Annotated in this window: 14 protein-coding genes; 10 read left to right on the top strand and 4 right to left on the bottom strand. The window is 66.6% G+C overall.

Annotated features, from left to right (window positions below; all coding sequences use genetic code 11):
- Positions 1 to 28 precede the first annotated feature (28 nt).
- The 8 genes from ACT54X_RS10680 to ACT54X_RS10645 all read left to right on the top strand — a co-directional run bounded on the left by ACT54X_RS10680 (position 29) and on the right by ACT54X_RS10645 (position 7554).
- Entirely contained in the window at positions 29 to 1267 is a 1239-nt protein-coding gene (locus ACT54X_RS10680) for a type II secretion system F family protein (RefSeq protein ID WP_234197718.1), read from the top strand.
- Complete coding sequence (locus ACT54X_RS10675) at positions 1264 to 2220, top strand: prepilin peptidase (RefSeq protein ID WP_476346751.1); 957 nt, start codon at positions 1264 to 1266, stop codon at positions 2218 to 2220. The genes ACT54X_RS10680 and ACT54X_RS10675 overlap by 4 nt, the downstream gene beginning before the upstream one ends.
- 7 nt (positions 2221 to 2227) lie before the next feature.
- A complete protein-coding gene (gene coaE / locus ACT54X_RS10670; protein WP_294377008.1) occupies positions 2228 to 2833 on the top strand; it encodes a dephospho-CoA kinase in 606 nt (201 codons plus the stop codon).
- Positions 2834 to 2948: 115 nt separating this feature from the next.
- A complete protein-coding gene (locus tag ACT54X_RS10665; RefSeq protein ID WP_294377011.1) occupies positions 2949 to 4439 on the top strand; it encodes an MBOAT family O-acyltransferase in 1491 nt (496 codons plus the stop codon).
- A gap of 13 nt (positions 4440 to 4452) precedes the next feature.
- A complete protein-coding gene (locus ACT54X_RS10660; protein WP_294377014.1) occupies positions 4453 to 5475 on the top strand; it encodes an alginate O-acetyltransferase AlgX-related protein in 1023 nt (340 codons plus the stop codon).
- Positions 5476 to 5483: 8 nt separating this feature from the next.
- The gene (locus ACT54X_RS10655) at positions 5484 to 6491 is read left to right on the top strand and encodes an alginate O-acetyltransferase AlgX-related protein (RefSeq protein WP_294377018.1); all 1008 of its coding nucleotides are present in this window, start codon (positions 5484 to 5486) and stop codon (positions 6489 to 6491) included.
- 69 nt (positions 6492 to 6560) lie between these two features.
- Positions 6561 to 7316, top strand: a complete 756-nt coding sequence (gene zapD, locus ACT54X_RS10650; RefSeq protein ID WP_294377021.1) for a cell division protein ZapD — start codon at positions 6561 to 6563, stop codon at positions 7314 to 7316.
- Between the two features lie 19 nt (positions 7317 to 7335).
- A complete protein-coding gene (locus tag ACT54X_RS10645) occupies positions 7336 to 7554 on the top strand; it encodes a DNA gyrase inhibitor YacG (RefSeq protein ID WP_234197724.1) in 219 nt (72 codons plus the stop codon).
- 85 nt (positions 7555 to 7639) lie between these two features.
- Here ACT54X_RS10645 and ACT54X_RS10640 read toward each other — a convergent pair whose 3' ends face one another.
- The 4 genes from ACT54X_RS10640 to secA form a co-directional block, all read right to left on the bottom strand.
- Positions 7640 to 8089, bottom strand: coding sequence for an NUDIX domain-containing protein (locus ACT54X_RS10640; protein ID WP_294377032.1), 450 nt, complete (start codon positions 8087 to 8089; stop codon positions 7640 to 7642).
- Positions 8086 to 8961 carry an ATP-binding protein gene (locus ACT54X_RS10635; RefSeq protein WP_294377035.1) on the bottom strand — a complete coding sequence of 292 codons (876 nt, stop codon included), beginning with the start codon at positions 8959 to 8961 and terminating at the stop codon, positions 8086 to 8088. The genes ACT54X_RS10640 and ACT54X_RS10635 overlap by 4 nt, the downstream gene beginning before the upstream one ends.
- A gap of 34 nt (positions 8962 to 8995) precedes the next feature.
- A complete protein-coding gene (gene argJ / locus ACT54X_RS10630) occupies positions 8996 to 10222 on the bottom strand; it encodes a bifunctional glutamate N-acetyltransferase/amino-acid acetyltransferase ArgJ (RefSeq protein WP_294377037.1) in 1227 nt (408 codons plus the stop codon).
- A gap of 100 nt (positions 10223 to 10322) precedes the next feature.
- Entirely contained in the window at positions 10323 to 13097 is a 2775-nt protein-coding gene (secA, locus tag ACT54X_RS10625) for a preprotein translocase subunit SecA (RefSeq protein ID WP_294377039.1), read from the bottom strand.
- A 178-nt stretch (positions 13098 to 13275) separates the two neighbouring features.
- On the opposite strand from secA, the gene ACT54X_RS10620 reads away from it, so the two are divergent.
- Entirely contained in the window at positions 13276 to 13581 is a 306-nt protein-coding gene (locus ACT54X_RS10620) for a DciA family protein (protein ID WP_294377041.1), read from the top strand.
- 55 nt (positions 13582 to 13636) lie between these two features.
- Positions 13637 to 13822 (top strand): hypothetical protein (locus tag ACT54X_RS10615; RefSeq protein ID WP_476346421.1); only part of this gene is annotated, 186 nt, incomplete at its 3' end.

Raw genomic sequence — 13822 nt, 5'->3', positions numbered from 1 at the left:
ACTCGGACGCGCGCCCAACGGAGTTGCCATGGCCACAGCCGCCCAGAAACGAAGCCCCACCCGCCCCACCTCTGCCAAGGAACACCTCTACGAGTGGGAAGGCCGCGACCGCAACGGCAAGGCCGTCCGGGGCGAGATGCGGGCCCTGGGCGAGAACCAGGTCCAGGCCTCGCTGCGGCGCCAGGGCGTGCTGACCACCAAGATCAAGAAGCGCCGCCTGCGCTCGGGCAAGGCGATCAAGCCACGCGACGTGGCCGTGTTCACCCGGCAGATGGCGACGATGATGAAGGCCGGCGTGCCGCTGCTGCAGTCCTTCGACATCGTGGGCCGCGGCAACAGCAATCCCAACATGGCGCGGCTGCTCAACGACATCCGCACCGACGTGGAGACCGGCACCTCGCTGTCCTCGGCCTTCCGCAAACATCCCAAGTACTTCAACAGCCTCTACTGCAACCTGATCGAGGCCGGCGAGGCGGCCGGCATCCTGGAAGAACTGCTCGACCGCCTGGCCATCTACATGGAGAAGACCGAGGCCATCAAGTCAAAGATCAAATCGGCGCTGATGTACCCGACGGCCGTGATCCTGGTGGCCTTCATCGTGGTCACGATCATCATGCTGTTCGTGATCCCGTCCTTCAAGCAGGTGTTCACCTCCTTCGGGGCCGACCTGCCCGCGCCCACGCTGTTCGTCATCGCCATGAGCGAATTCTTCGTGGGCTACTGGTGGTTGATCTTCGGGGTGCTGATCGCGGGCGGCTACTTCCTCATGCAGGCCTGGAAGCGCAACGAGAAATTCCAGGAAGGCATGGACCGCCTGCTGCTGCGCCTGCCGATCTTCGGCGCGCTCATCGACAAGTCCTGCGTGGCGCGCTGGACGCGCACGCTGTCGACCATGTTCGCCGCTGGCGTCCCGCTGGTGGAGGCGCTCGACTCGGTGGGTGGCGCATCAGGCAACTCGGTGTATGCGAAGGCCACCACCCGCATTCAGCAGGAGGTGTCCACGGGCACCAGCCTGACGACGGCCATGACGGGCGCGAACCTGTTCCCGCCCATGGTGCTGCAGATGACGGCCATCGGCGAGGAGTCCGGCTCCATCGACCACATGCTGGGGAAGGCCGCCGACTTCTACGAGCAGGAGGTCGACGCCATGGTGGCGGGCCTGTCGAGCCTGATGGAGCCGATCATCATCGTTGTGTTGGGAGTGGTGATCGGGGGCATCGTCGTGTCGATGTACCTGCCGATCTTCAAGCTGGGCCAGGTCGTCTGATGGCGCCGGCGTTCCTGGATGCCGCGGCAGGCGGCCTGCTGGGCCTCGTCGTCGGCAGCTTCCTCAACGTGGTGATCCATCGCCTGCCGTGCATGATGTACCGCGGCTGGCTCGTGGATGCCACGGCCAACCTGGCGCCCCAACCCGGCATTCCCAGCCTGTGGGAACTGGTCTTCGGCAAAGACACCAAGCCCCCCGGCCGTCTCGAGCAGGATGCCCAGACCGCGCTCGACCAGGTCGATGCGCTGCCACCACTCACGCTCGCGCGACCGGGATCGCGCTGCGGCCACTGCGGCCACGAGATCCGGTGGTACGAAAACATCCCGCTGCTGAGCTGGCTGGTGCTGGGGGGCCGCTGCAGCGCCTGCAAGGCGCCGATCGGCCTGCGCTACCCGGCGGTCGAACTGGTCACTGGCGCGCTGTTCGCGCTGTGCGCATGGCGCTTCGGCATGACGCCGGTCGCAGGCCTCTGGGCGACGTTTTGCGCGATCCTCGTCTGCCAGTTCGTCATCGACCTTGACACCCAACTTCTGCCGGACTCGCTCAACTACCTGCTGCTGTGGCTGGGCCTGGCGGGGGCAGCCTATGGGCTGACCGGGGTTTCGCCCACCTCGGCCATCTGGGGCGCCATCTTCGGCTATCTGAGCCTCTGGATCGTCTATCGGCTCTACCGGGCCGCCACCGGCAAGGAGGGCATGGGCTTTGGCGACTTCAAGCTGCTGGCCGCCCTGGGCGCCTGGCTGGGCGCCCCCTTCCTGCTGGCCATCATCCTCGTGTCCTCGCTGGTGGGCGCCGTGCTGGGCGTCGTGCTGCTGCTGGTGGGCCGCCTGGCCAACCGGCATGTGCCCCTGTCTTTCGGCCCCTTCCTGGCGGGCGCGGGCCTGCTCTGCCTGATCGTCGGGCCAGCCACCGTGCGCGACTGGCTTCCCTTCGCCTTCCCCCTGGGCTTCTGAGTCGGCCATGCTGCGCATCGGCCTCACCGGCGGCATCGGCAGCGGCAAGAGCACCGTCGCCGCCCAACTGCAGGCGCTGGGCGCAGGCCTGGTCGACACCGACGCCATCGCGCGCCAGCTGACGACGCCGGGCGGGCGGGCCATGCCCGCCATCGTGGAGGCCTTCGGGCCCGAAATGGCGGCCCCCGACGGCAGCCTCGACCGGGCCCGGATGCGCGAACTCGCCTTCGGCAACCCCGACGTCCGCCACCGCCTGCAGGGCGTGCTCCATCCACTGATCGGCGAGGAATGCGAGCGTCAGGCGCGTGAACACGGCGACCTGCCCATGCTCGTTTTTGACGTCCCGCTGCTGGTGGAGTCCGGTCGCTGGCGCGCCCTGGTGAATCGTGTGCTCGTGGTCGATGCGTCCGAAGACGTCCAGGTGCGCCGCGTCATGGCCCGCTCCGGCTGGCCGGAGGAGACTGTGCGCGCCGTGATCGCGCAGCAGGCGTCGCGCGCCCAGCGGCGGGCGGCGGCCGACGCCGTGATCCACAACGAGGAACTCGGCATGGATGCCCTCGCTCTATGCGTCCAGTCGTTGTGGCAGCGTTGGGTCAGGCCGGGCTTGCGATAATCCCGCGCTGCTCCTTCGCGACCCGCCCACCCTGGGGCGGGCATCACAACGCAGAGACACGCGCAGGACCTCGTACGGCCCCGCCGAAACCGGCGCACAAGAAGCCCCATCCCCGATGCTTTTCAATTCCTACGCGTTCATCTTCGTCTTCTTCCCGCTGGTGCTGGCGGGCTTCTTCCTGATCGGATGGCGCAACACGCGGGCAGCGGCGGGCTTCCTGGCGCTGGCGTCGCTCTTCTTCTACGGCTGGTGGAGTGTGAAGGCCCTGCCCCTGCTGCTGGCTTCCATCTGCATGAACTACTGGTTCGGCCTGCAGCTCACGCCGCAGGAGGGCCGCAGCGACCGCGCACGCAAGCGCATGCTGGTGCTGGCGCTGACCGTGAACCTGACGCTGCTGGGTGTCTTCAAGTACGCGGACTTCTTCATCGGCAACGTGAACGAGGCCCTGGGCGAGGCGGGCATCGCACCCCTGCCGATGCTGCATGTGGCGCTGCCCATCGGCATCTCCTTCTACACCTTCACGCAGATCGCCTTCCTGGTGGACTGCTGGCAGGGCAAGGTGCGCGAACGCAGCTTCGTGCACTACGTGCTGTTCGTGACCTACTTCCCGCACCTGATCGCGGGCCCGGTGCTGCACCACGCGCAGATGATGCCGCAGTTCGCCAACCCGGCGACCTACCGCGTGGACACCAACAAGCTCGCACTTGGACTGGCCATCTTCAGCTTCGGCCTCGCCAAGAAGCTGCTGATCGCGGACCGCATGGGCGAGTACGCGGACATGGTCTTCCACGGCGTGCAGGGCGGCACCATCCCGACCCTGATCAGCGCTTGGTTCGGGGTGCTCGCCTATACGCTGCAGATCTACTTCGACTTCTCCGGCTACTCCGACATGGCAGTGGGCATCGCGCTGTGCATGGGCGTGAACCTGCCGCTCAACTTCGCTTCGCCCTACAAGTCGACCAGCATCATCGAGTTCTGGCGCCGGTGGCACATCTCGCTGTCGACCTTCCTGCGCGACTACCTCTACATCCCGCTCGGTGGCAACCGCAAGGGCGAAGCACGACGCTACCTCAACCTCTTCCTGACCATGCTGCTGGGCGGCCTGTGGCACGGCGCCGCCTGGACCTTCGTGCTGTGGGGTGCGCTGCACGGCATCTACCTCACCATCAACCATCTCTGGAACGCCAAGGTTCGGCGCAACCGGCCGCCGAGCAGGTGGACCCTGCCGCTGCGCTGGCTGCTGACCTTCCTGTGCGTGATGGTCGCCTGGGTGGTGTTCCGCGCCGACAGCATGACCACCGCCATGCACCTCTACAAGGGCATGCTGGGGCTCAACGGCGTCTCGATGTCCGCCTTCTCCGAGTTCACCATCCCCTACCGCAAGCCCGAGTTCTTCCAGACCATGTTCCTGGGCCTTTTCATCTGCCTGGCCCTGCCGCCCACCATCAGCCTGCAGCGCTGGGTGCCGGTGGTCCCGGCCCTGGCCGGCCGTCCCCGACTGGCCGGCCTCGCCACCGTGGTCACGGCCGCCGTGACCGTGCTGCTGCTGGGCATGTCCATCTCGCGACTGGGCACCTACAGCCCCTTCCTGTACTTCCAGTTCTGACGAAGCGGCAGTGATGCACAAGCCCGCGCGGACCTGGCTCGGCGTCTTCATGACCGGTTTTGCGGTCATCGTCGCGCTGTTCCTGGTCACCCTGTTCACGCAGCCGGCCGAAGGCGGCCTCACGCGCATCGGCCGCGTCTCCGAGGACGCCTTCGGCTGGCGGTCCGTGCCACCGGAGATCCCCATGGCCCATGTCCGTGGATGGGAACCGGCCGACGCGGACATCCTGGTCATCGGCGACAGCTTCTCGATGTACTACGCCTGGCAGTCGCCCCTGGTCGCAGCGGGCTACAAGGTGGCGACCACGCACTGGGACCGGAGCGGCCCGCTGTGCGCCGACTTCCCGGCCTGGTTGACGTCCATCGGCTTCAAGGGCCGGCTGGTCATCCTCGAGAGCATCGAGCGGCTGCTGCCCGAACGCCTGGAGCAGGCCCAGGGTTGCGAGACCATGATCCGCCGCCCGCTCAAGGCGCTGCCCGTGCCCACGCAGAGCCCGGCCCAACCGGCCCCGGGCTTCCGGCTCAACTGGGAGTCGCCCCTGACCACCGGCCTCATCACCTACCTCAACACGCGCCAGATCGTGAAGACGGATGGCGTGGTGGACGTGGAACACGAGCGCTTCGGCGACTACATCTTCTCCAGCCCGGTGGCCGATGGCTGCAGGCAGTTCAGCAGCCGCGTCTGCGACAAGAGCCTGTTTCTCACGGCCGATCGGACCAACCGCGAGCTGCAACCCCGCGATGCCGATTTCATGGCCACCCTGACGCGCCGGGCGGCGCCGGTGAAGGTCATGTGGATGGTGGTGCCCAACAAGACCACCGTCTACCTCGACATCTCCAACGCCAGCGCCTTCGTGGCCCGCAGCAACGCCCTGGGCGTGGGCCCCGACCTCTTCGCGATGGCCCAGGAACAGCGCCTGCGCATCATCGACCTCTACTGGCCCAACGACACGCACTGGTCGATGCAAGGCCAGCTCTATTTCGGCAGCCGCATGGTCGACGCCGTGCGGGCGGCCGGGCTGGAACCTCTTCCCTGACAGCGTTCATGAATTACGCAGCGATCTGGCTTCGCACCTTTCTCGTCGGCTTCGTCGTCGTCAGCGTCCTGCTGGTGCTGACGCTGTTCACGCCGGTCCCCTATGGCGATCTGACCCGCATCGGCCGGCTGTCGGACGCGGAGTTCGGCTGGCAGCAGCCCGCGCCGCCCGCACCTCCCGCCGAGTCGTTGAAGTCCTCGCCACTGAGCGATGCCGACATCGTGGTGGTGGGGGACAGCTTTTCGATGACCCTGTACTGGCAGTCGACGCTGGTTCGCGCCGGCTACAAGGTCTCCACCATCTACTGGGGCCAGGTGGGCTACCTGTGCGGCGACTTCTCTCAGTGGCTTCAGCGCGCGGGCTTCCGCGGTCGCCTGGTCATCGCCGAAAGCGTCGAGCGCCTGCTCGACGAGCGCGTACGCAAGAGCGACAGTTGCGCCACCATGGGCAAGAAGCCGCCCGATGTGAAGGCCGAGCCCTTCATCCGTCCCTTGGTCGGGGTGCCGGACCTGGGCCTGAACTGGAGCGCCAAACTGACAACCGGCCTGATCACCTACCGCAACATGAAGGCGGTGCACAAGTCGCACACCGACCTGCAATTCGGCGACGACACCCAAGTGCGCTTCGTGCCCGATGGCTGCAAGCAGTTCTCGCACCACCTGTGCGAGCGCGCGCTCTTCTTCAAAGAAGATCTGACCAACGGCCCGCTGACGGCGCGGACCTTCGAGCACATGGTCAGCTTCACGCGCTCGCAACCGATCCCCATCTTGTGGATGGTCATTCCCAACAAGACGACCGTCTACCTGGACCCGTCCTACTCCGACGCCTTCCTCGCTCGCTTCCGGCCGAGCGGCCTCGGCCCCGACCTGTTTGCCTATGCGCAATCCGCACGGCACCAGGTGCGCGACCTCTACTTTCCCAACGACACGCACTTCTCCATGCACGGGCAGTATGCGTTGGGGGACATCATGCTCAAGGAAGTGCAGGCGCGACTGGGTGTCGCCAAGGCCCCGTGAAACATTGGGAACCGGACACGCATGTGGCATCGCGGCAACTATGATGTCGCGAAGGAGCCCCACAGAGACGTGATCCTCTACGAATATCCCTTCAACGAGCGCATCCGGACCTACCTTCGGCTCGAGCACCTGTTCCGTCGCCTGGGCGAACTGGTGCCATCGGACTCGGCGCTGCATCATCATTTCGCGTTGCTCACCATGTTCGACATCATGGACGTGGCGGGCCGCGCCGACCTCAAGTCCGAGGCGCTGCGAGACCTGGACAAGCAGAAGGCGGTGTTCAACGGCTACCGCGGCAATCCCGCCATCCAGGAGTCGTTGCTCGACGCATTCGTGTTGCAGCTGGACCGTGCCTTCCAGTCGCTCAACAGCGCAAGCGGCAAGGCGGGCCAGACGCTGGCCGAGAACGAGTGGCTGATGAGCATCCGCAGCCGAGCGGGCATTCCTGCCGGCACCTGCGAATTCGACCTGCCCGCCTATCACGCCTGGCAGCACCGCAGTGCCGCCCAGCGTCGGGCCGACCTGCAGCAATGGGCCGCGAGCCTGTCGCCGCTGGCCGAGGCCGTCTATCTGCTGCTCAAGCTGCTGCGCGATGCCGACATGCCCTGCCGGGTGATGGCCACGCGTGGGCAGTTCCAGCAGACGCTGCCGCAGAGCCGCAGCTTCCAGTTGCTCCGCCTGCGTATCGACCCGTCGCTCGATGTGGTGCCGGAGATCAGCGGCAATCGCTTGATGGTCTCTGTGCGGCTGATGCGGCAGGATGAGCAGGGCCATCTGCAACCCAGCATCGACGACGCGCCGTTCGAGCTCACTCTGTGCGCCTGAAGGGCGCCCTGCCGTTCCGATGAGTTCCGACCCAAAGAAGAAGCCTGCTGTTCGCCTGGTGCCCTGCCCCGCCTGCGGGCAGGACAGCGTCTATGCGCCAGAGAACCGCTTCCGCCCGTTCTGCAGCGCACGGTGCAAGGGCATCGACCTGGGGGCGTGGGCCAGCGAGCAGTTCCGCATGCCGACCGAGGCGCCGCCCGACGACGAGCCCTTCGGGGATCCGCGCCTGCAAAGCTGAGAGAAGGTCGCCTGGCCGCGGAAGGCTGGTCACTCGGCACATTCGCAGCAGCCGGGAGGCGACGCCCAGCCTGAGGGATGTTGCCTCAGCCGCCGGCGAGCACCGGACCCACGATCCCCCGCTCCTCCGCCAGCCACTGCAGCACCGGCATGGCGCCGGGCAGCACCGGCATCACCGTCAGCGGCAGCTGCTGCCAGCACATCGTCTGGCCTTCACGCATCTCGAACTCGCCGGACCAGCTGAACACCTTGCACCAGTGCAGCCGCACCAGCGCATGCGGATAGTCGTGCTCGGTCACGCGCCAGACCTCGGCGCCGTCGATGGTGATGCCCAGTTCCTCTTGCAGCTCCCGACGCAGCGCCTCTTCGACCGTTTCGCCGGCTTCGATCTTGCCGCCGGGGAACTCCCAGTAGCCCGCATAGGGCTTGCCGTCAGGGCGCGTGGACAGCAGCAGCGCGCCGTCCACAGCGATGAGCACACCGACAGCCACTTCGGTGTGCTTGCGGGGCGCGGTGGAAGGGGCGACTTCCGTCATGCCGCCATCCGCCCCGCGAAGTCGCGGGAGAACTGGTAGGCCACCCGGCCACTGCGCGAGCCCCGCTCCAGTGCCCACACGAGCGCCTGGGGCCGCGCCGACTCGATGGCGGCAGCGTCCAGACCGAAGGACGACAGCCACTGCGCCACGATCGCCAGGTACTCGGCCTGCGAAAAGGGATAGAAGCTCACCCACAGGCCGAAGCGCTCGGACAGCGAGATCTTCTCTTCCACCACCTCGCCGGGATGGACTTCACCGTCCTCCGTGTGCGTGTAGCTGAGGTTCTCCTTCATGTACTCGGGCAGCAGATGGCGCCGATTGCTGGTCGCGTAGATCAGCACATTGGGCGTGGCCGCGGCCACCGAGCCGTCGAGGATGGACTTGAGCGCCTTGTAGTCCGGCTCGCCCTCGTCGAAGCTCAAGTCGTCGCTGAAGATGATGAACTTCTCCGGCCGGCCGGAAACCACCTCGACGATGTCGGGCAGGTCGGTCAGGTCCGCCTTGTCGACCTCGATCAGGCGCAGGCCTCGCGGCGCGAACTCATGCAGGCAGGCCCGCACCAGCGAGGACTTTCCCGTACCGCGCGCGCCGGTCAGCAGCACGTTGTTGGCGGGGCGGCCCTCGATGAACTGGCGGGTGTTGCGCTCGATCTTTTCCTTCTGGCCGTCGATCTCCTTGAGATCGGAGAGCGCCATCGCCGCCACGTGGCGCACCGGCTCCAGCCGGCCATGGCCGGAACTGCGGCGGCGGTAGCGCCAGGCGATGGCGGCGTTCCAGTCGGGCGGCGCGCCCAGTGCCTGGGGCAGCACGGACTCGATGCGGTCGATCAACTGCTCGGCCCGTTCGATCAGGCGCTCGAATTTCTCGTTCATGGCGGCATGCGGCGGGCGCGGGGCCCGCGCCTTCTCAGGAGCGGTAGTCCGCGTTGATGGAGACGTAGTCGTGGCTGAGGTCGCAGGTCCAGACCGTGTCGCTGGCCTCGCCGCGGCCCAGGCCGATGCGCACGACGATCTCGCTTTTCTTCATCACGCGCTGGCCGTCTTCTTCGCGGTAGTCGGGATGACGGCCGCCACGTGTGACCACATGCACATCGTCCAGGTGCAGCTCGATGCGCGTCTGGTCCAGGTCGGCAATGCCGGCATAGCCCACGGCCGCAAGGATGCGGCCCAGGTTCGGGTCGCTGGCGAAGAAGGCCGTCTTGACCAGGGGCGAATGCGCCACGGCATAGGCCGCCTGCCGGCATTCGGCGGCGTCGCGGCCGCCTTCCACCTGCACGGTGATGAACTTGGTCGCTCCCTCGCCATCACGCACGATGGCCTGGGCCAGGTCGCGCGCGACCGCCTGCATGGCCGCCAGCAAGGCCTGGCCATCGGCACTGTCCAGCGCGTCGATGGCCGGGCCGGTCTTGCCCGTGGCGATGACGACGAAGGAATCGTTGGTGGAAGTGTCGCCGTCGATGGTGACGCGGTTGAAGGAGCCTTCGGCCAGCGTGCGGGCCAGCGGCTGCAGCAGCGCCGGCGCGATGCGCGCATCGGTGGCCAGGAAGCCCAGCATGGTCGCCATGTTCGGGCGGATCATGCCGGCCCCCTTGCTGATGCCAGTGATGGTGACGGTGGCACCGCCCAGCGCGACCTGACGGCTGAAGGCCTTCGGCACGGTGTCGGTGGTCATGATTCCTTCAGCGGCGCGGCCCCAGTGCGCCTCCGATGCGTCGTCCAGCGCGGCGGGCAAGCCTGCGGCGATGCGGTCGTTGGGGAGCGTCTCCATGATCACGCCGGTGGAAAAGGGCAGGATCTGCTCAGGCGCCACCTCCAGCAGGCGGGCCAGGGCGATGCAGGTGGAGCGCGCACGCACCAGGCCATCCTCGCCGGTGCCGGCGTTGGCATTGCCGGTGTTGATCACCAGCGCGCGGACGCCGAAACCCGCGGCCAAGTGCTCGCGGCAGACCTGCACCGGAGCGGCGCAGAAGCGGTTCTGCGTGAACACGCCACCCACGGCACTGCCCTCGTCGAGCAGGAATACGGTCAGGTCCTTGCGATTGGCCTTGCGCACGCCGGCTTCGGTGACGCCGATACGCACACCCGGCACCGGGTGCAGTTGAGCGGGATCGGGGGCGGTCAGGTTCACGGGCATGGGGTTTCCTGAAAAATCTCGGACGCAGATTGGGCGGCGCCCCGGTGCCGTGCCGATGACGGCCGGCGCCGGGGTGCAAAGGCGAAGGCTCAGCCGGCGATCAGCTCAGCTTGCCGTGGCATTGCTTGTACTTCTTGCCGCTGCCGCAGGGGCAGGGATCGTTGCGGCCCACGCGGCCGGCAGCGACGGCGGCGGCCACGGCCGCTGCGGCTGCCGTGGGGCTGGCCGCGGCAGTGCTGCGCACCTCTGGTTCGCCCGTCTCGGTCGGCGCGGTGTAGGTGAGGTTGGAGATGGCCTCGGCGCGGCTTTCCAGATCGTCGGCGGCCTGCTCGATCTGCTCGGCCGACTGGATGCGCACCAACATCAGCTGCCGCGTCACTTCGTTCTTGACCGTGTCGAGCAGTTGCCCGAAGAGCTCGAAGGCCTCGCGCTTGTATTCCTGCTTGGGCTGCTTCTGCGCGTAGCCGCGCAGGTGGATGCCCTGGCGCAGGTAGTCGAGCGAGGACAGATGCTCGCGCCAGTTGCTGTCCATGGCCTGCAGCAGCACCATGCGCTCGAACTGCGTGAATTGCTCGCGGCCGACGAGGGCGACCTTGGCTTCGTAGGCCTCGTTGGCCGCCTTGACCACGCGCTCGACGATGTCCTCGTCGGTCATGGCAGCGGCGCCCTCGACTTCCTGCACCAGCGGCAGTTCGAGGCCCCAGTCCGCCGCCAGGGCACGCTCCAGACCCGGCAGGTCCCACTGCTCTTCCACCGACTCGGCCGGCACGTACTGGCGGACCAGGTCGGTGAAGCAGCCCTCGCGCAGCGCGTCGATCTGGGCGCCGAGTTCGGTGGCGTCCAGGATCTCGTTGCGCTGCTGGTAGATGACCTTCCGCTGGTCGTTGGCCACGTCGTCGTATTCGAGCAGCTGCTTGCGGACGTCGAAGTTGCGCGCCTCGACCTTGCGCTGCGCGCTCTCGATGCTGCGCGTCACGATGCCGGCCTCGATCGCTTCGCCGTCCGGCATCTTCAGGCGGTCCATGATGGCGCGCACGCGGTCGCCCGCGAAGATGCGCATCAGCTGGTCGTCCAGGCTCAGGTAGAAGCGAGAGGAGCCGGGATCACCCTGGCGGCCCGAACGGCCGCGCAGCTGGTTGTCGATTCGGCGGGACTCGTGGCGCTCGGTGGCGATGATGCGCAGGCCGCCCAGCGAGCGCACAAACTCGTGCTCCGCCTTCCAGCCTTCGCGCAGTTCGTCGATGCGCGCCTGCTTGGTCGCGGCATCCAGCGATTCGTCGGCCTCCACGGCCTCGACCAGCTTCTCCACATTGCCGCCCAGCACGATATCGGTGCCGCGGCCTGCCATGTTGGTGGCGATGGTGATCATCTTGGGCCGGCCGGCCTGGGCAATGATGTCCGCCTCGCGGGCGTGCTGCTTCGCGTTGAGCACCTGATGAGGCAGGCCTGCCTGGGTGAGCAGCCCGGAGATGATTTCCGAGTTCTCGATCGACGAGGTGCCCACCAGCACTGGCTGGCCGCGCTCGTGGCATTCGCGGATGTCGCCGATGGCCGCCTCGTACTTCTCGCGCGTGGTCTTGTAGACGCGGTCGAGCTGGTCGTCGCGCTTGCTCGGCCGGTTGGGCGGGATGATGACCGTCTCGAGCCCGTAGATCTCCTGGAACTCGTAGGCCTCGGTGTCGGCCGTGCCGGTCATGCCCGCGAGCTTGCCGTACAGGCGGAAATAGTTCTGGAAGGTGATTGAGGCCAGCGTCTGGTTCTCGGCCTGGATCTCCACGCCTTCCTTGGCTTCCACGGCCTGGTGCAGGCCGTCGCTCCAGCGGCGGCCGCTCATCAGGCGGCCGGTGAATTCGTCGACGATGACCACTTCGCCCTCCTGCACCACGTAATGCTGGTCACGGTGGTACAGGTGCCGTGCACGCAGCGCGGCGTTCAGATGGTGCATCAGCGTGATGTTGGCCGGGTCGTACAGCGACGCGCCGTCCGGAAGCAGGCCGGCCTGGCTCAGCAGTTGCTCGGCCTTCTCGTGGCCATCTTCGGTCAGGAAGATCTGGTGCGCCTTCTCGTCGACTGTGAAGTCGCCAGGCTTGGTGATGCCCTCGCCAGTGCGGGGATCCTCTTCGCCCTCCTGGCGGGTCAGCAGAGGCGCGACCTGGTTGATGGTCAGGTACATCTGCGTATGGTCTTCGGCCTGGCCACTGATGATCAGCGGCGTACGCGCTTCATCGATCAGGATGGAGTCCACCTCGTCGACGATGGCGTAGTTGAGCCCCCGCTGTACACGGTCGGTCGGCTCGTAGACCATGTTGTCGCGCAGGTAGTCGAAACCGTACTCGTTGTTGGTGCCGTAGGTGATGTCCGAGCCATACGCCGCCTGCTTCTCCTCCTTGGGCATGTTGGGCAGGTTGATGCCCACCGTCAGTCCGAGGAAGTTGTACAGGCGCCCCATCCAGGTCGCATCGCGGCTGGCCAGATAGTCGTTCACCGTGACCACATGCACGCCCTTGCCAGTGAGCGCGTTCAGGTAGACCGGCAGCGTTGCGGTAAGCGTCTTGCCTTCGCCCGTGCGCATCTCGGCGATCTTGCCCTGGTGAAGGGCCATGCCACCAATGAGCTGCACGTCGAAATGCCGCATCTTCATCACGCGCTTCGAGGCCTCCCGCACCGTGGCGAAGGCCTCAGGCAGCAGATCGTCCAGCAGCTCGCCCTTGGCGAGCCGCTCCTTGAACTCCTGCGTCTTGCCCCGCAGCGCATCGTCGTCGAGCTTCTCGAACTGTGGCTCCAGCGCGTTCACGCGCTCTGCGTTCTTTCGATACTGCTTCAGGAGGCGGTCGTTGCGGCTGCCGAATAGGCGGGTGAGGAAGTTCGTGGCCATTGGATGCGATATCGGCGCGCGCTTCGAGGCTGCCTCGAGAAACGGCGGGTCGGAAAGCCTAAGATAGTGGACGAGTTGGGGGCGCCGACCAGCCTTCCAAGAGAAGACCCGCCACGCCATCCCGCGACATGCCTCACCAGCCCTGGGGCCGGTGAACAGGGCATTTTAGAGCCTGTCCATGACCCGACGTTCCCACGCCATCACCTTGCTTCAAGCCACCGAGGATTCGCCCACGTTGTCGGGGCTGCTGTCCCGGGTTCGAGCCAGCCAGGCGCGGCTCAAGGCCATCCAGCCGCTGGTTCCACCGGCGATGTTCGCGACGCTGCAGGCGGGGCCGTTGGAGGACGGCAGTTGGTGCCTGCTTGTCAAAGGCAGTGCGGTGGCGGCGAAGCTGCGGCAGATGGTGCCGATGCTGCTGGCGCATCTGCGCTCCCACGGCTGGGAGACCACGGCGATTCGGATCAAGATATCGACGGCGAGTTGATGGACTCTCGGTTGTCCGGCCGAGGAGGTGGAGGAGCGGTGACTTGAAGCCGTAATTGCACGATTCGCCCGCTGAATGCATTACGCCGGTCGCTGCTGGTCGAATTGCGCTTTTCGCTCGCCCCTGCGTGATGACCGGGCCCAAAACAAAAAGCCCCGCAGCGGTTGCTGAGGGGCTTTTTGAGGGCTGTAAGAGCCTGACGATGACCTACTTTCACACGGGAGTCCGCACTATCATCGGC

Source organism: Pseudacidovorax sp. DMC4, from assembly GCF_056314265.1.
Note: the sequence above shows the minus strand (reverse complement) of the source record. Positions and strands in the feature narration are given on the sequence as shown.